General features: G+C 39.1%; 14 protein-coding genes. 10 read left to right on the top strand and 4 right to left on the bottom strand.

The features are described from left to right. Window positions 1-171: 171 nt before the first annotated feature. Entirely contained in the window at window positions 172-4,506 is a 4,335-nt protein-coding gene (locus LQ203_RS15615; RefSeq protein ID WP_230159294.1) for a hypothetical protein, read from the top strand. Window positions 4,507-4,942: 436 nt separating this feature from the next. On the opposite strand, the gene LQ203_RS15610 is transcribed toward LQ203_RS15615, so the two are convergent. Beyond that, window positions 4,943-5,869 carry a hypothetical protein gene (locus LQ203_RS15610; RefSeq protein ID WP_230159293.1) on the bottom strand — a complete coding sequence of 309 codons (927 nt, stop codon included), beginning with the start codon at window positions 5,867-5,869 and terminating at the stop codon, window positions 4,943-4,945. A 768-nt stretch (window positions 5,870-6,637) separates the two neighbouring features. Between LQ203_RS15610 and LQ203_RS15605 the strand changes: the two genes are divergently transcribed. From LQ203_RS15605 to LQ203_RS15575, 7 genes are all read left to right on the top strand, one after another. Further along, window positions 6,638-7,321: a PA14 domain-containing protein gene (locus LQ203_RS15605; protein ID WP_230159292.1), complete on the top strand. Its 684-nt coding sequence runs from the start codon at window positions 6,638-6,640 to the stop codon at window positions 7,319-7,321. Window positions 7,322-7,341: 20 nt separating this feature from the next. Next, window positions 7,342-9,585 (top strand): family 43 glycosylhydrolase, encoded by a 2,244-nt coding sequence (locus LQ203_RS15600; protein WP_230159291.1) that lies wholly within the window; start codon window positions 7,342-7,344, stop codon window positions 9,583-9,585. Between the two features lie 220 nt (window positions 9,586-9,805). Continuing rightward, complete coding sequence (locus LQ203_RS15595) at window positions 9,806-10,036, top strand: excisionase family DNA-binding protein (RefSeq protein WP_230159290.1); 231 nt, start codon at window positions 9,806-9,808, stop codon at window positions 10,034-10,036. Window positions 10,037-10,244: 208 nt separating this feature from the next. Then, window positions 10,245-11,264, top strand: coding sequence for an AI-2E family transporter (locus tag LQ203_RS15590; RefSeq protein WP_230159289.1), 1,020 nt, complete (start codon window positions 10,245-10,247; stop codon window positions 11,262-11,264). A 341-nt stretch (window positions 11,265-11,605) separates the two neighbouring features. After that, window positions 11,606-12,436, top strand: coding sequence for a basic amino acid ABC transporter substrate-binding protein (locus tag LQ203_RS15585; protein WP_230159288.1), 831 nt, complete (start codon window positions 11,606-11,608; stop codon window positions 12,434-12,436). 83 nt (window positions 12,437-12,519) lie between these two features. Continuing rightward, window positions 12,520-13,176 carry an amino acid ABC transporter permease gene (locus LQ203_RS15580; protein WP_230159287.1) on the top strand — a complete coding sequence of 219 codons (657 nt, stop codon included), beginning with the start codon at window positions 12,520-12,522 and terminating at the stop codon, window positions 13,174-13,176. Beyond that, window positions 13,173-13,895, top strand: a complete 723-nt coding sequence (locus tag LQ203_RS15575) for an amino acid ABC transporter ATP-binding protein (protein WP_230159286.1) — start codon at window positions 13,173-13,175, stop codon at window positions 13,893-13,895. Before LQ203_RS15580 ends, LQ203_RS15575 begins: the two co-directional genes overlap by 4 nt. 62 nt (window positions 13,896-13,957) lie before the next feature. On the opposite strand, the gene LQ203_RS15570 is transcribed toward LQ203_RS15575, so the two are convergent. The 3 genes from LQ203_RS15570 to LQ203_RS15560 form a co-directional block, all read right to left on the bottom strand. Further along, window positions 13,958-14,329, bottom strand: coding sequence for a hypothetical protein (locus LQ203_RS15570; RefSeq protein ID WP_230159285.1), 372 nt, complete (start codon window positions 14,327-14,329; stop codon window positions 13,958-13,960). Between the two features lie 153 nt (window positions 14,330-14,482). Continuing rightward, on the bottom strand, window positions 14,483-15,367 hold the full coding sequence (locus LQ203_RS15565) for a LysR family transcriptional regulator (protein ID WP_230159377.1): 885 nt from the start codon (window positions 15,365-15,367) through the stop codon (window positions 14,483-14,485). Between the two features lie 181 nt (window positions 15,368-15,548). Next, window positions 15,549-15,974, bottom strand: coding sequence for a universal stress protein (locus tag LQ203_RS15560; RefSeq protein WP_230159284.1), 426 nt, complete (start codon window positions 15,972-15,974; stop codon window positions 15,549-15,551). 164 nt (window positions 15,975-16,138) lie between these two features. On the opposite strand from LQ203_RS15560, the gene LQ203_RS15555 reads away from it, so the two are divergent. After that, window positions 16,139-16,558, top strand: coding sequence for a MerR family DNA-binding transcriptional regulator (locus LQ203_RS15555; protein WP_230159283.1), 420 nt, complete (start codon window positions 16,139-16,141; stop codon window positions 16,556-16,558). Between the two features lie 51 nt (window positions 16,559-16,609). Further along, complete coding sequence (locus LQ203_RS15550; protein ID WP_230159282.1) at window positions 16,610-17,377, top strand: 3-hydroxyacyl-CoA dehydrogenase; 768 nt, start codon at window positions 16,610-16,612, stop codon at window positions 17,375-17,377. Window positions 17,378-17,436: the final 59 nt, after the last annotated feature.

Below are 17,436 nucleotides of genomic sequence, written 5' to 3'. Positions count from 1 at the left end.
GACTTCAGGAGAAGTCATTCTTTTTTTTATTGCTGGAATGTCGCTGGTGTCATTTGTTTTTCTGATGGAATCATCCTTAATATTTAAAAAATGGTAAAACTTTGTTATTATCGAAAAGTGAATATACATACGATGATATAAGGTCCATGTGAAGGAAGGGGAATCTTGGGGATGAATGATTCTTCAAATGAAGAAATGACATTAGAAAAAAGGAAGCGTATTTTCCAGGAAGAACTGGACGCTTTATGGGAAAGGCGGCTGATCCATAAATCAGAATATATCCGGATTAGCAGGGCATACGATCGGCATTTCCTATTAGTGATCTATAAACAAAAGCGCTTGGAGCATGAAAAAAAGAAATCCAATCAAAGACCTGACCCCATCATGGGTGAAAGTTTCGTGAAGAGGGATCAAGATAGCCTGATTGAAGAAGAAGGCTCATTAGAATTACAGGAATCTGCTGGATTGAACCAATCAAAAATGAAAGATGAGAAGATCGGTTATGACCTTAAGGAATTGGTTTCGGAGGAAAGTCCTGAACCAGTCATGGCGAATGGCACAGAAAGGAAAAAGGTTATTCAACAGCAACAGCAGGTAATCAAGCGGGAGCAACCGGTAAAACCGGCAAAGCCGAAGAAAACACCTGAGCAAATCAGGGAACGGAATATCTCTGTCGTCCTGCTCACCGGGGTCATATTACTTCTGTTCGGTGGGTTGATTTTGGCTACCACTTCATGGGGGGATTTGAATGCAATCCTGAAAGTTATCTTCATTGGAATGGTATCCGTCATTTTCACGGGAATGGCCTTCATCGCTTCGAAGCTGAAAATTCAACAGACGGCTTTTGCGTTCCTGACATTAGCGGGATTATTTATTCCGATAACGATTTTATCAGCATCATATTATCAGATCTTTGGAGAGTATCTTTCACTTCATGGTGGGGGGCGGGGGCTGCTGGGGTTCCTTGGAGGATTACTCTGCTTAGCCATATATGTTAAGATTGCTGACTACTTTAAGTCGAAAATATTCATTTTCATTTCCATATTTACGTTTGGCATTACCTGCTATTTCGGCTTAGCCTTTTTGACGCCGACTATCGAGTGGATGTTTTTGGCGATTGGCGCCCTTAACATCATCTTATTATGGAATGTTGAGCAATTGAAAAATCAAAAAGCATTAACACTATTCAAACCAATCATTTTTCAATTCATCCAGTTTAAGATCATTGTGGAAGCCTTTGTGATTTTGACGTTATTTGCAAGTAACCTTGCTTATTCACTAACGTTGATTGTCTTTGCTGCTTTGTTTTTGATTTTTGCCGTTAAATTCCAAAAGAAATATTATGAAATGGCTTTTAGCGCCATTTTTACGTATGGTTATATACATTTTGTTTTTAATTCTATTTTAAGCGAGTACTCGGTCATTGCTTTTGCACTTGTACCCATCATTTTTACGGCTCTATCGAAATATTTGGCTAAAGTGAAAATGACTAAGCTTTCCAAGAACTTCATGTTTACCAGTTTGATTGAGAGTGGAATTGTCTTCTTATATATAAACGCGATGGTGTATCAGGAAAACTATGCGCAACTATTCATTGCGCTCATGATCGTTTCCGCACAGCTTGTTTATGCTTCCCTTCAATCGAGAAATCAAAGCTTCACCTACCCGGCCGTTGGTGTTTTCAATTTAGCGTTCGTCTATCTTTTCTTTGCCTTAGCATTCTCTTTGTCTACCGTTTTGAATCTGATTTTTATTATTCAGGTCATTCAATATCTTGGATTGTATTTATATAATCGTCATCCAAGGTACAGCTTGTTCAAGAGTAGTATCTTACTTATCTCCCCAATGATCATGCTCGTAATCCTAGCAAGTAAATTTAGCGAAATGGATTGGCTTGCAGTTAGTGTTGCCCTCGTCATGATCTCTGGGCTTTTCTTTATCACATATTTAAAAGACGATACAAAGCACATGAAGGAAAACGCCGTTTATGGATTTCCCATCACTTTTGTCTTGGCTTTGGTTGCATTCTATCCATATTTGATGGAGAGTGCCGGCTGGGTCCGTTCAAATATCCCAGTCAGTATCTATTTAATGGCGGTTTCACTGATTTCCATCATTGCGGCTTACACCGTAAAAAAGGGATTTCATACATTCTTTCCTGTTTTTTGTTATAGTGGACAGATTCTTTCTCTCCTTTCCTTTATATGGATTCCGTTCGATTCGCTGAATCCATTGGGGGCAAGCGGGGTTTTGGCCCTAGTTTCTGCAATAAACGGTTGGTCCGTCCATGTGCATCGGAAGCACATATTTTGGGTGCCTGTCGTGATTACAAGTGCTGGCCTATATGCTTCACTCTATGATGTTTTTGATTTTGGTTCAATGGTGATGAAAATTACGTTCGTGTTGTTCGGCCCTTTTATCTTTTTCCTTTTAGGAGAAGTGCTAGGGAAATATTCGAAAAATGGGAAACTGTACTTCCTTTACGCCAGCCATCTAGCCAATTTACTGGCGATCCCTATTGGGTATTTGCTTATTGTCCAAACGAAAAGTTCGCCGTTTTTATATGTTGCACAGCTGATGATTTATATGTTCAGTGCTATAAGTTCACGTGCGAAGTGGGAAAAATACGTATTTACCTATCTAGGTTTTTCCGTGCTTTTCCTACAGGTCCATTTATTTTTGGCAAACATGGAGCAAATAGTATTCATCACATCATTATGCATGATGATAACAGCAGGAATCATCACATTTTTGTGGGCTGCATCCAATAAGAATTGGAAAGGCATCATGGAGTATTACCTTATTCCATTCATTCATTTGGCGATTACTATATCCATATTGGAAACGGCAATCCGGGATTTTCCGCTAAACCGGGAAGCGGTCTGGGTAGGGCTGCTGACAGTACAGTTCTTGTTTGCTTGGTATCTGCTCATGAAAAGGAATTGGCGGAACTACGCTGTGGTTCCTTTAAGCCTGGCGTTCATTTTCTACAATATGTATGTAAATACATTACCTCTGGTTATGGCGTTTATCGTATTGTTTGTATGCACGGCTGTGATGGTGTTCGCTAGCCGTCGCTATTTCAAGGGTTTGGTCAAACAAGAGGGAACAATGAGATTCATTGATTATTATCGGATATACGGCCTGTTATATATATGTACCATGAATCTGGAAGTGTTTATGAGGGATAGGGGTTTTGGGATATTGGGGATTTTAGTTTCCCTACTGTTACCGAGCTACTTCATCCTGATGAGACGCTTCACGATTCAGGAGAAAGAAAGAAACATTTACTCAGGAATAGCGGTTATCATCGGCCTTTTCCCGTTTATGAATATCAAAGACTATGCCCATACGCTTCCGATCTTCACGAGTTTGGCTGTTCTTTTTGTCTGTATGGCAGGAATGTTGTTGCTAAGTATGGTTTATTCCAACGGGTCGTTCAAGAAAAACGAAGAAGGGAGAAGCTTCGATCCGTTTAGAATCTATGGTTTATTCTTTTTGATCGACATGAATGTGGAGATTTTTAATGATACCAAGCATCAGTTACTTCAGGTTTTTGTATCGCTCTTGTTAACGGCTTATTTCATATTACTGAGAACCTTAACAAAGGAGCGGCAAGCAAGGAGAATCTATGCTAATATTGCTGCTCTAGTCAGTTTGTATCCTTTCTTAAGCATCGTGGTCTATGCCGGGAACCTATCGGTTGTAATGGGGGTGATGGTTCTTTTCATTTGCATGCTAGTGATGCTGCTTTTAAGCCGTCGTTATTTCGATGGACTATTTAAAAAGGAAGATCAGGGTATAACGGTCGATTCCTACAGGATATATGGTCTGCTACTTTTACTGGCCATGAATATGAATGTTTTGACGGTGGAGCCTGCACATTTCATTCTGGAAATCATCGCAGCCCTTCTAATACCAACATATTTCATCCTGATGAGAAGCATGACATCAGGAATGGTAGAAAGAAAAATCCATTTGGCTGCAGCGATATTGTTCAGTCTATATCCGTATTGGGTCATCATCAACCAAATCACGATACCTGCTGTCCTTGAGGAGGAGGCTGATATTCTGCCGCTGTTCATCGTCAGCACCATTCTGCTGAAGAAAGTCTATGTTAAAGGTAAAATCACGCAATATATTGAGATTGGCATCGTCTTTCTCTTGTTTTTGGTCTTGATCATTGATGCAATGGCAAGCAATACCTTATATGATGCGCTCATTATCGGCACAGTGTCTTTGGCGGCCATGCTCTTTGGATTCATGCTGAAATATAAATCCTATTTCATCGCTGGAACTGGCACCATTTTGTTCAATGTTTATAGTAACACCAATTCGATGTGGAGCGAGATGCCATGGTGGCTGTATTTAATCATCGGCGGAGGGCTGCTTATCGGAATTGCCTCTTTCTTTGAATGGAAAAAACAAAAAGATAACCGGACATCGAAGGAGGTTCTTGAGAAAAATAAACAAAGAATCAAGGATTGGTTCAATCGCTGGAATTAATGAAGCAGGAAAATTGGGCAAAATAAAAACGCTTGGGTATCCAAGCGTTTCAGACTGTAGGCAAACTCGTTAATAATCGGGCTTGAATACAGTTTTTTTTTGTTGCGTCCCACTCCAGGTACTCGCTTTTCTTGGGCGGTCAGCCCTCGGCGACCATGGCTCCTGCGGGGTCTCCCATGGACGCGCTCTTCCCGCAGGAGTCTCGCACACCCATTCCATTCTTGTTTTGAAATTTAGATGGAACTCCTTTTGTCTACAAACTTAGAGCACTTAAAAGCTCTCTTTCTCTTCTTCTATTTTTTTATTTCCTCTGGCCAATCATGAATTTCTATTTCCCAATTTGCATATACAAAAACTGGTCTGAATTTTCGTAACTCATTATCATCCATCGCATCAAATTGAAACGCTTGGGCATTCCAAGCGTTTCTTGTGGAGCTCAAGACGAGCAAGAACTGCATGAAGAACAGCTAGATGAGGAATCAGAACTGCTGTCATGGGAACTGCTATGGTCACCATGACCGACATGGCCGGATCCAGAGGAAACTGTGTTCGATTCATTTCCGAAAATATCTTTAAATTCGCTGTCAAAATCATCGGTGCTTGCATAAGTGAAATAGGCAGGAGCTGCGTAGTCCGTCTGATCGTACGTTTTCCGCCAATTCAATTCTGTCATGGGGCGATTTTCTTTAAATTGGGAAGTGAAAGATTCAAAGGTCCGTTCCGCTTGTATACTTGTCGGTTTCCGCATATATTTCTCTTTTAACTGCTCAAGCTCCAACGTTTCAAAATCGCGGAGAAGCGTTTGCCCTTTATCATGTTTGAAAAACTTGCCCCATTTTTGAAGGGAAGGGGAGTCCACCGTAAATAGCTGAACATAGTAAAAGTCAAAAAGAGTGCGCTCTTCGGGTTTGAAAGCGGGTTCTGAATGAGGATGGTGCTGAATGGTCCTGCCAATGAAAGCCTGGCAAAACTCATCATATTCCTGTCTATAATTCAGCATGATATGCCACAGCTCATCAATGCCTGAATTAAACATTTCAACTTTTCCAAACACGGCAGCCATAATCAAGTAGCGTTTCAATTCACGCCAAGTCTGATTGACCTTTATCTGCGATTCCCTGGGATGCTTCTGCCGGAATTCAGTATTGACCTTTTCCATATAATCGAAATCCAGTGCTTTGTTAAGCTTTTCAATCAATTCTTCTGAAACGATTTCCGTTGCTTGCAAATCTAAAGTTTCCGCATGAAATTTACGGAATTCATGTTGATAGCGTTCTAATTTAGCCGGCTCACTTTGCCGCTTCACTAAAGTGACCAGAAAGATAGCAAAAATTGCTGCAAGAATGACATAAAAGAAGGTCATTTTGTCCACTCCTCTTAATCTATGGATAGATTACTTTAACATTATCTTACATGTTATTGGGAGGGATTGTAAGATATTACTGTGATTTATCAGCCATATGGTGTGTAGGCAGAACATGCTCTTTGCTTGAAGGCAGCTTAAAATCTTCGTTTGAAATGTTGGGCATATAAAGTATTTGTAAACTGATTGTCCTGTCTCCTTATCCTTTAAGAATCGCATAGGAAACAGTAAGTCCCCTAAAAAAGATGCCTTATATTAGGATAGAATTTGTAAGATGATCTTGGGGAAAAGTTGCTAAAAAGGACAATACATTAAAATAAAACTGAAAATTACAAAAAGACATGTTTTATTATAAATACATTTTTTATTAAAATCTGTATGATGAAGAAAGTCAGATACTTTAACAGGTTTTTAGCATGGGTAAATGACCGGAAGTGAGTTTGTAAATGGTGCATTTCGTTTTTCTATGGTCATTAAAATTATGGGAGGGGTAGTAAATTGGACGAAAAAAATCTAATGGGTTCATTGTTAAAGAACTTGTTTGCCTAGTTTTTTCAATTGCAAATATTACACCAGGGTCATCATGATCATCTCTATTGAACGGATGACAACAAGATATACAGGTTTGCCTAGGAAAATGTGGCACCAAGAAATGAAAGTATCTTCAGTGTATCCCTGTCAATAGATAACAAGAAAAGCGTGAAATCAAGTATCCACTTCCCTAATTGGGGATAAAAAAAGCTGAATTGGCATATAGGAGGAATCATTATGAACAGGGTGTTAGGAATACTCTTGGCAATCATCCTTTTTGCAAGCATCATTAACCTACCCATGAACGTTCGGGCTGCAGATCCGACTATGGATGGTCACGGATTGCTGGGTGAATTCTTTAAAGTTGAAAAAAACCCTGATAATCGAAATGATATTAGTGTATTTAAGTTCGATGATAAACGAGGTGAAAGAGCCGTTGCAAATTTAAATGGTGATTCTTTTATCGACATTTTTAATGAATTTTCAGGAACACCCGATTTTAATACTGCTCGTTTTACAGGTACAATAGTACCGGAATTTACAGAAGACTATACCTTCTCCATGGAGGGCGATGATGGATTCAGACTCTGGATTAACGGTGAATTGATTATAGATTTTTGGAAGCAAGAGTGGGAAAAAGAACAAGTAAGTACTCCCGTTTCTTTGGAAGCAGGAAAACATTATGATATTAAAGTTGAATATTTACAAGGATGGGGCGGTTCTTGGCTTCGTATGAAATGGGAAAGTGCAAGTCAGGTTAAAGAAGTCGTTCCAGAATCTGCACTTTTCCTGCCGATAGAGAAACTTATTACTATGAAAAAAGCTGAATTGACAGCAGAAATTCAAAAGATAGATTATTTATTGAAAAACTTTACGGACAAAGTAACAATAAAGTTTATGTATCCAAATCGCGTACCCTGACAGACCAGGGGGAAAAGGTAATGGTATTTGATTCCCAAGGAACACAAACTCGTATTTTTGCTCCAGAAATCTTCTTCTTTGATGGCAAATGGTATATTTATTACTGTGCTGACTTAAAAGAATATGATTACAAACATATGGGGACGGTTTTGGAATCGGTTACCGATGATCCCCAAGGGGAATATGTGGATAAAGGCGCCTTATATCTAGGTGAAAATGGCGATTATAAACAAGCAAAAGACTTAACGGTATTTGACTATAATGGACAACTATATGCTGTATGGGGTACCTTGGGTTCCGGAGAGCCAATCGGACCGGCAATTGCTCCAATGGATAACCCTTATACGATTTCAGCAGATCGCTCTTTCTTACCAGGCGGCGGCGGGGAGGGTCCTCGTGTATTACAAAAAGATGGAAAAGTATTTATCACAATGTCAGAAGGTAACTTTGCAGGAAATGATTATCGTTTATCTTATTTTACGAATACAGATGGGGATATCTTAAACCAGGATTCTTGGACGCGTACAAATGATGTTTTTGTATCTACCAGTGATGTATCTGGTCCTGCCAGAGCAGGCTTTGTAAAATCGGCAGATGGTTTGGAAGATTGGATGATTTATCATTCACGAGTATATCAAGATACTGGGATTAATGGGTGGCGTCAAGTAAGCATTAAGAAATTTGGGTGGAATGAAGATGGTACACCTAATTTTGGCCAACCTGTTTCTCCCTATGAATGGCAGGAATTGCCTTCAGGTGATTTAGGGCAAGGTGATATGTATCAAGGGGAAGATGCCATTCACTATGGTGATATTAAAATAGACAATAGCCATGCAAATTATCAAGGAACTGGTTATATTAACTTGCCAGAAAAACCAGGTGCTGAAGCAAGTTTTGTCGTTAATGCAGAAAAAGCAGGTGACTATATCGTAGGCGTGAGATATGCATATGGTGTACAAGTGGAAGGAGAATCTACAGATAGACCTCAGACACAATTGCCTGCAAGAGCAAAAATCAATGTATATGTAAATGGTATGCATGTAAAAACAATTACACCGGATAAAACGGCAATCAGCTGGGATGAATGGTTTACTGCCTCTGAACGTTTGGGCTTAAAGAAAGGTAAAAACGTAATTAGTTATCGAATTGATAATGGCAGTATTGGTAATGTGAATTTGGACCATTTAACTTTGTATAAGGCAGATATTCCAAATCCAATTGCACCAACCGTACCTGCAACGAAATTAACCATGAACTCAAATGCAATCGTGAATGTAGGAGAAACGTTTCAATTCAATGCAACTGTAAAGCCAGCTAATTATACAAATAAAATCAATTGGAACTCTGACAATACAGATGTTGCAGTTGTAAATTCGAAAGGTATGGTAACTGGAAAAGCAGTAGGAACCGTTACTATTAAAGCAACTATCGATGGTCATGAAGTATCAAGTGTTGTAACTGTTCAAAAACCATCGAATGGTACTTCCCTGGAAATCACGGCCAAAGATGGAACTGCGAAAATTCGTACAAAGGGTGGAACGCTTCAATTAGCAGCAAAAGTACTCCCAGTTAATGCGATTGATAAGTCAGTAACATGGTCGATCGAAAGGGGAGGAGAAGTCGCTAGTGTTTCGAAAACAGGCCTAGTAACTGCAAAAGAAAAGGGAACTGTAGTTGTAAAAGCCACACTGGTAAGTAACCCTGAAATAAATGATACCTATACAATAAAGGTTGTAGGACTAGATTCCGTTGCCTTAAAGACCAAGCGATCGAAACTGCTCCGAACCGAGACGACAGACTTAAATATCAGCGGAAAATATAGTAATGGGAAAGCAGCAGATTTAAGCGGAGCAACTATCAAGTATGTGAGCAGCAACAAGAAAGTAATTTCGATAAAGGATGGAGTCATCACTGCTCATGATCCAGGAAAGGCGATCGTCTATGTAAAAGTTAGTTTGAATGGTTATATCGTTACATCGAACCCTTTGAAGATAGTGGTCACGACTAGTATTGAATCCATTGAAAAACTTGTTGGTACGTATGCAGGTGATGGTGCAATCGATCGTCGATTAGCAGGCCAATTAAGCAAGCATCTAGACCAAGCCAAACATCAACTGGATAAAGGCAACGACAAGCAAGCAGTCAAGGAAATGAAAGACTTCCTGAAACTTTTAAACAAAAAGGCAAATGATAAATATATTGACGATGATGTGAAGGCAAATCTAAATGCTGATGCGAATGCTTTACTAGAAACATGGGAATAAAATTTGTATCATAGATAGATTGATGAGTGTGTTCCAAAAGTTTACTTTTGGAACACGCTCTTTGTTTTTATAAAGGTAAAGTCATATCTTATCAGTTCAGGAAGTTACCAATTAAGCTGGTATCATACATGCTTAGCAGGGAAAGGTGAATAAGTCGCTGAGGTCAAGCACTTCAAATTATGCCTCTAATCTAGTATAGTTAAGCAAAAGGGGTGAAGGCATGTACTTGACAGTAAAAGAGACTGCGGAATATTTATCGATGCCGGAATCTTATATAAAAAGTTTGATCGTTCAGAATAAAATTCGCACCGTTCATGACGGTGAGCAGCATTTGATTTTTAAAGAGCAGTTTAATACTCATCTTGAGCAAATGGAGAAATATAAAAAGCAATTAGCGGATTATTATAACGAACCCATTCCAGAAGATATCGATGTAAAGGATGAAGATTAGCATCTGCCAATTGGCAGATGCTTTTTTCATATACGAATGAACGTGGATGCTAAGAAGGTATTAACTAACGTCCGCATCATAGTGCTTAATGATCATTCAAATAAATTTGTTGTCAATGGAAGGTATTTGTAGTAGAAACCTACAATTCCGTGTAAAATAAAAAGTAGAAGGAATTATCACGGCAGAATGGTAGTTAGGAGATAGGTAAGTGGTAAAAGAGTATTTACAAAGTGAAGGTTTTTCAAGGTTAATTACATTGATTGTGTTAGTCCTCTTATTAATAAGCATCGGAAGTATGGTTAATATTGTGTTGTTCACATTTGTTTTCACTTTCCTAATGGGAAGGCTGGAGCAATTTATCATGATTCGGCTGAACAAAGTGATGCATATCAACTCTAAAGTTGTTATAAGCTTTTTATACGTAATCGTCATTTCTTGTTTAGCCATTGTTCTTTACAAATATTTACCGGTCATTACGCTGCAATTCACGGAATTAGTCACACAGATTGTTTTCTTCTTTCAACATCCACCAGATAGTAGGGTCATTCAATATGCCATTGGTTTAATAAACGAGCAGGAATCGCCGCTCGATCTTCAAACACAGATGAATACACTCTACCTTTATCTATCCGATTTCGGTAAACTGGCATTTCAAATTTTCATTTCCATGTTGCTTAGTCTATTTTTCTTATTGGAAAAGGATAAAATCATTCGCTTCACTTCTAAATTCAAGCGGGCCAAATTTAAATCTTTTTTCTTAAACTTAGGCCACTTTGGCATTATATTCATCAATTCATTCGGAAAAGTGATAGAGGTACAGTTCTTAATAGCCCTTACAAATGCCGTCCTATCAGTAGCTTTTTTATGGATACTTGGGTTCCCACAGTTACTGGGTCTAGGGATCATGATTTTCTTTCTGGGTTTAATCCCGGTTGCAGGGGTCATCATCTCCCTTGTTCCACTTAGCATGATTGCCTATAGTATCGGCGGCATGCCAAAAGTGATTGCTGTGTTAATTATGATTGTTGTGATCCATGCACTTGAAAGCTATATTTTAAATCCGAAATTCATGTCGGCAAAAACAAATCTTCCAACGTTTTTCACCTTTATCATTTTACTGTTCTCCGAGCATTTCCTTGGGATATGGGGCTTGATCATCGGGATACCGATCTTCATCTTCCTGTTGGATATGTTAGATATTGAAGAGGGGAATAAGGAAGTCACATAAAGATTAGTTAAGCAGCGGCCCCTTTAGCGGGGCCGCTGCTTATTTTTTGTTCCATTAAACCTTTGGAAAGTTGCCACCATCTGTTTTTAATATAATATCGATTAATTCTATCAAGAGGTGAAATTCTATAGATTTACTTGTTAGAGCATGCTTGCGTTTTTGATTTACCAAGTTAATTGAGTAAAATTTTATTTTACTAAAGTTATTTGACGACTTTTTATTGCATAAAAAAACAAAAAAACGTATAATATTTTTAAATGAAAATACTGAATGTTCTCTAAAATTAGATTTATCTGTTTTTTTAAAAAATGAGAGTTTACGAGAGAGAAGAGGGGATTAATTTGAAAAAGGTTTCTTTTTTAATGTTTGCAATGATAGCTTCTTTGTTACTCGTCATGACAGGTTGCGGGAAGGATAAAGAAGTCTCGACAACTGGTAAAGAAAGTAAAGAAGAAGGATCAGATGGAAAAACACTCAGGATCGTAACGGACGCGAATTATGCTCCATTTGAATTTCTTGAAGGCGATAAGATTGTAGGATTCGATGTTGATTTCATCAAAGCTGTTGCAAAAGAAGCCGGTTATGATGTTAAATTGGAAAGCGTTGGATGGGATCCGATTTTTGTGGAAATCGAATCTAAAAGAGCGGATGTCGCAATATCTGCCATTACGGTGAATGACGAAAGAAGACAAACGTATGATTTCTCGGTTCCATATTTCTTATCCACAAACAAGATTCTCGTTCCTGAGAAAAGTGATATAAAATCAGGAAATGAATTGAAAGGTAAGGTCATTGCCGTTCAGACTGGCACAACTGGACAGGAAGCGGTAGAGAAACTGATAGGCAAGAATCACAAAGACATCAAAAAATTCGAAAATAATAACCTGGCCATTCAGGAATTATTACAGGGTGGAGCTGCAGCGGTCGTAGCCGATAATACGGTTGTTGAGGAATATGTGAAAAATAACCCCGATCAAAAACTGAAAGTCGTCGAAGATAGCAAAAGTTTCAATGAGGAGTTCTATGGTCTAATGTTCCCTAAAGGCAGTGAATTGAAATCGGAGTTCGATAAAGCCGTGAATGCCATTTATGAAAATGGGAAATATGCAGAAATTTATAAAGAATGGTTTGGTACTGATCCGGATATCGAAACATTGAAAGCACAACAATAAAATAAAACAAGTGGATAGTAAAAGATTGCGTGACTTTACGTTTGAAGTTACGCAGTTTTTTTGGCCTTTAGGAGGGGAACGGAATGAGTTTTCGCTGGGATATTATTTTTGAATATGCTCCTTTCTTATTAAAAGGAACATTGCTTACTATAGGGCTGTCGGTTTCCTCCATCCTCATCGGAACCTTTTTGGGGTTATTGATAGGCTTAGGGAAAATCATAAGGAACAAAGTGCTTGCATTTCCATTTTATTGTTATGTCACGGTTTTTCGCGGAACTCCGCTTTTAGTCCAAATCTTTTTAATTCATTTTGGAGTGGTGCCCTTTTTTACCGGGGAAACGAATGCAGTAGCCGCCGGGGTCATTGCGTTATCTTTAAATGCAGCGGCATATATTGCGGAAATATTCCGTGCGGGCATCCAATCCATCGATAAAGGACAAACGGAAGGGTCCCGTTCTTTGGGAATGACCCATGCTCAAACCATGATTCATGTTGTATTACCTCAAGCTTTCAAAAGAATGATCCCGCCGCTAGGAAATGAATTCATCGTATTATTAAAAGATTCCTCCTTATTGTGTGTCATTGCAGCCCCGGAATTAATGTATTGGGGAAAAGCGATGGGGAGTCAGTATTTTAAAGTGTGGGAGCCATATTTGGCGTGTGCCTTCATCTATTTATTCCTGACACTCATTTTAAGTTTCGTATTAAATAGACTCGAAAGAAGGTTGAAAACAGAATGATCAAGGTCGAGAATCTAAAGAAGTCATTCGGGAATAACGAAGTATTGAAAAATATCAATGCAATCGTTTCCCCTCAGGAAGTAGTCGTGGTAATTGGTCCTTCTGGGTCGGGTAAATCTACCTTCCTCAGGTGTATCAATCAACTAGAAACCATAACGGGTGGTCATATTTACATAGAAGGACTTGATACGACAGACAAGAAGGTCAATATCAATAAAGTCCGAACGGAAGTTGGCATGGTATTTCAGCATTTCAACTTATTTCCCCATAAGACTGTACTTGAGAATATTATGCTTGCGCCATTAAAAGTGAGAAAGGTTTCCAAAGAACAGGCATCCCAAAAAGGCATGGAATTGCTTAAGAAAGTGGGGCTTGCCGAGAAAGCGAAAGCATATCCGGATTCACTATCCGGGGGACAAAAGCAACGCGTGGCAATTGCTAGGGCGTTAGCGATGGAACCTAAAATCATGTTGTTCGACGAGCCAACTTCCGCTCTAGATCCAGAAATGGTCGGTGAAGTGCTTGAGGTTATGAAGCAGTTGGCTAAGGAAGGTATGACCATGGTCGTGGTGACCCATGAGATGGGATTTGCAAAGGAAGTTGGGGATCGTGTGATTTTCATGGACGAAGGTTATATTATTGAAGAGAATATCCCCAGTGAGATTTTTGATAATCCGCAGCAGGAAAGAACCAAAGCCTTTTTGAGCAAAGTACTTTAATTTTGCATGAAAGAAAAAAACCTTCCGTCAATGGAGGTTTTTTTTAGGAACATATCAGGGCTTCATTTAATATATGAAGAGCCTGAAAGCGATTCAGGGCTTTTACCGAGCACAAGCATACTGATTTTTGCATATCCAATATTTTTATTTTGGGAGACGGCCTGGAGTAAGACCGGGATATTCGGATCATCCTTTAACTTTTGAACTTCCTCTATATATAAGTGGATAACGGAGGGCATAACGAATTCAGGGGTGTATTCGTTAGGGTTTTCATCCATGATCAATGTGCCCATAAATTGATATTTAAATTGAAAAGCTCGTGTTAAGGCAACGACATGGAGTAATTTATTAAATAGTTCGGGGTATGAAAATTTAATTTTCTCCAAAGCTGCTTTGGTTGCCTGTAACTCAACAACACTAGATAAAGTGATCATACATATTTCCTTTCTAAAAATAAGGATCCATTAGCATTTACCGTCCTTTTTGCTCATACCAAGTCTAACCCCGCCTTTTGGTATTGTAAAATGGATAGATGTTATCATGTTCATAACCTACATCTATGATAGTGCTTACACCAACAGAAGGAATCACTTTTTATGAGTCAACGCTTCCTTCATATATTTCAGCCATTCCTTTGCAGCACATGAAAGGTAATGCTCCTTACTCCAAATGAGTCCCAAATTCCAACTAATGGAGGGGTTTTTAACCTTGATGGACCTCACTCGTTCATTGTGACGGCATAAACTTTCTGGTAAAAGAGCAATGCCAAGTTTACAATAAACCATCTCCTCAATAAAATCCCAGCGTGAGCTTTCCGTAATGATATGTGGAGAAAAACCAGCTTGATTACAGGATGAAATGATCAAGTCTCTTAGAACGTAATCTTTATTGAATAAGATGAAAGACTCATTTTCCAGGGCAGACAACTCGATTTCTTCCAGACAAGCATGCGGATGGGAGGGATGCACAATCAAGTTGATATCTTCTTCTAAAAAGGCAAAATGATGAAAAATTGTAGTATTGGTAGGCAGGACTATTACGCCTATATCAATTAGGTCATTTTGGACGGATTCTTCAATCTTTTTTGAACCATCCTCCATTAATTGAAAGGTTATATTGGGATAGTCCTCATGAAAATGACTAAGAATTCGGGGGAAGAAAGAAGCGTCGATGATTGGCGGCAATCCGATGCGTATATGTCCCTTTTGCAAACCTAATAAATTGTCCATTTCCGTTTCTAAATTGTGAAAGGCCTTATCTATCAATTTTGCCTGCTCTAAGACAACCCTGCCTGCATCGGTTAGGATCAATTGCTTACGTGAACGATCAAAAAGTTCAACACCTAGTTCGGTTTCCAAATTTTTAATCATCTTGCTGATGGTCGGCTGGGTAATGAACAAATGATCGGCTGCCCGAGTAAAGCTATTAAAATTGGTTACCTCTATAAAGTATTGCAAATGCTTAATATCCATCGCTTCACCTGTTATCCTCATTAAAATTACTTTTATTTTACCTGTAAACAGAAGCGTTTGTAAAACATGAGAAGTTTTGATTGAATGTACCTTATGTTTTAGACGAGCTTAAAGAAGCTGACTCCAAAGGGGAACACAGCTTCTTTAAATTGGCAGGCGATAATATGACTTGACGTTCATTCTATTTAACTAATAAGACAGGCACAGGAGAATGTTGGACGATGTAGTGGCTCACGCTCCCAAGGAATTCCTTGAAACCACTCAATCCGCGACTGCCCATAATGATAAGGTCGCAATTCTGGGATTTAACATGATCCAATAAAGTCGTGATGGCTGAACCCTCTACGACAAATGTTTGGGATGCATTCGGGATTTCGGACAATAGTGCTTCCGCTTTTTTAATCACTTCATTGCCATATTTGAGCATGGATTCTTCAATCTCCTGAAAAGCATTACCATATATATTCGGTTTGATTGGAAGTGTAACAGCGTGAAGCACCTGGATTTCAATAGCTGGATCCTGCTTCGCCAATTCCATTGCTTTTTCTAAAGATTTAAGTGCCAATTCAGATTCATCATAAGCAACTAATATTTTTGAACAGAACATGATTTTATCCTTCCCTTCTTTTATAGATTATACCCTTAGTATATCATTTTGAATCTTTCATATAGTTTCATATATTAGAAATTTTGTGAATAATCATTGAAGTTTACGTTCACGTCAATGTTAAGATATAGGTAATTAATCCCTTTGCAAAGTGTGGTTTTAACATGTATACCATTTCTGAGTTAGCAAAAGAATTCGAATTGACAACTAGGACTCTCCGGTATTATGAGGAGCTGGGGATGCTTAGGCCAAAGCGTACTGAATCAGGAAATAGAGTTTATGGAAAGAAAGAATACGCACAACTCAAAATCATCATGCGCGGTAAGAAGTATGGGTTTTCATTAGTGGAAATAAAGGAAATCGTTCTGTTATTCGATAAGGATAGGACAGGCATTAAGCAATTGGAAAAAACGATTGATACAGCAGGACAGAAATTAAACGAAATTAATGAGCGCATTAAAGAACTGGATGGATTGAAGCAGGATTTTGAACAGATGATCAAAGGCTTTACTGATGCCCTTCATGATTTGAAGGCAAACGATAAGACAGCAAGCAGAGAAATTAATATTGAAAATAGGTTTTGATGATAGTGAAGGATGAATATATATACTAGACGAAACAAATGAGGTGAGGATTTGGATATTAAAGAAACCATAGCAGTAGTGACAGGTGGGGCTTCAGGTCTCGGAGCGGCGACGGTAAGAAATATCATTAATAAAGGTGGAAAAGCTATCATATTTGACCTCTCGGAAGAAAAAGGGGCTAAAATGGCCCATGAATTGGGAAATTCAGTTCTGTTTGTCAAAACGGATGTAACAAGTGAAGATAGTGTAAGGGAAGGGCTGAAAAAAGGAATTGAAAGATTCGGGAGCATCAATGCAGTCATCAACTGTGCGGGTGTTGCGATTGCAGAGAAGGTCATAGGGAGAAAAGGTACACATGAATTGAAAGCGTTCTCAAAGGTTGTAGCAATCAATTTGGTCGGTACATTCAACGTGATTCGTCTTGCAGCTGAAAAAATGGTCGAGAACGAACCGAACCATGAGGGGGAGCGTGGGGTCATGATCAATACAGCTTCCGTAGCTGCCTTTGAAGGACAAATCGGACAGGCCGCATATAGTGCCTCCAAGGGAGGAATAGTCGGGATGACCCTGCCGATTGCGAGGGAGCTTGCCACCAAAGGGATACGTGTCGTATCGATTGCACCGGGTTTATTCCACACTCCGATGTTCGATTCATTGCCTGAAGAAGCGAGGCTGTCATTAGGTAAAACCGTGCCATTTCCATCAAGGCTCGGGTATCCCGAAGAGTACGCGAAACTGACGGAAAGCATCATTACGAATCCAATGCTGAACGGGGAAACGATCAGGCTGGATGGCGCCATTCGGATGTCACCAAGATAAGAGTCCATTCCATTCGGGAAAGATTATGAGATCGATAAAGTTCATGAATAAGAGGCGTC

This window comes from Peribacillus sp. Bi96, assembly GCF_918698115.1.
Classification (GTDB): Bacteria; Bacillota; Bacilli; order Bacillales; family DSM-1321; genus Peribacillus.
This window is presented reverse-complemented; position numbering and strand designations above follow the sequence as displayed.

Bases quoted from the DNA above. Each gene is read 5' to 3' on its own strand.
- LQ203_RS15610 (WP_230159293.1), bottom strand. From the start codon at position 5,869: ATGACCTTCTTTTATGTCATTCTTGCAGCAATTTTTGCTATCTTTCTG.
- LQ203_RS15600 (WP_230159291.1), top strand. From the start codon at position 7,342: ATGGTATTTGATTCCCAAGGAACACAAACTCGTATTTTTGCTCCAGAA.
- LQ203_RS15595 (WP_230159290.1), top strand. From the start codon at position 9,806: ATGTACTTGACAGTAAAAGAGACTGCGGAATATTTATCGATGCCGGAA.
- LQ203_RS15560 (WP_230159284.1), bottom strand. From the start codon at position 15,974: ATGTTCTGTTCAAAAATATTAGTTGCTTATGATGAATCTGAATTGGCA.
- LQ203_RS15615 (WP_230159294.1), top strand. From the start codon at position 172: ATGAATGATTCTTCAAATGAAGAAATGACATTAGAAAAAAGGAAGCGT.
- LQ203_RS15565 (WP_230159377.1), bottom strand. From the start codon at position 15,367: ATGGATATTAAGCATTTGCAATACTTTATAGAGGTAACCAATTTTAAT.
- LQ203_RS15580 (WP_230159287.1), top strand. From the start codon at position 12,520: ATGAGTTTTCGCTGGGATATTATTTTTGAATATGCTCCTTTCTTATTA.
- LQ203_RS15570 (WP_230159285.1), bottom strand. From the start codon at position 14,329: ATGATCACTTTATCTAGTGTTGTTGAGTTACAGGCAACCAAAGCAGCT.
- LQ203_RS15605 (WP_230159292.1), top strand. From the start codon at position 6,638: ATGAACAGGGTGTTAGGAATACTCTTGGCAATCATCCTTTTTGCAAGC.
- LQ203_RS15575 (WP_230159286.1), top strand. From the start codon at position 13,173: ATGATCAAGGTCGAGAATCTAAAGAAGTCATTCGGGAATAACGAAGTA.
- LQ203_RS15555 (WP_230159283.1), top strand. From the start codon at position 16,139: ATGTATACCATTTCTGAGTTAGCAAAAGAATTCGAATTGACAACTAGG.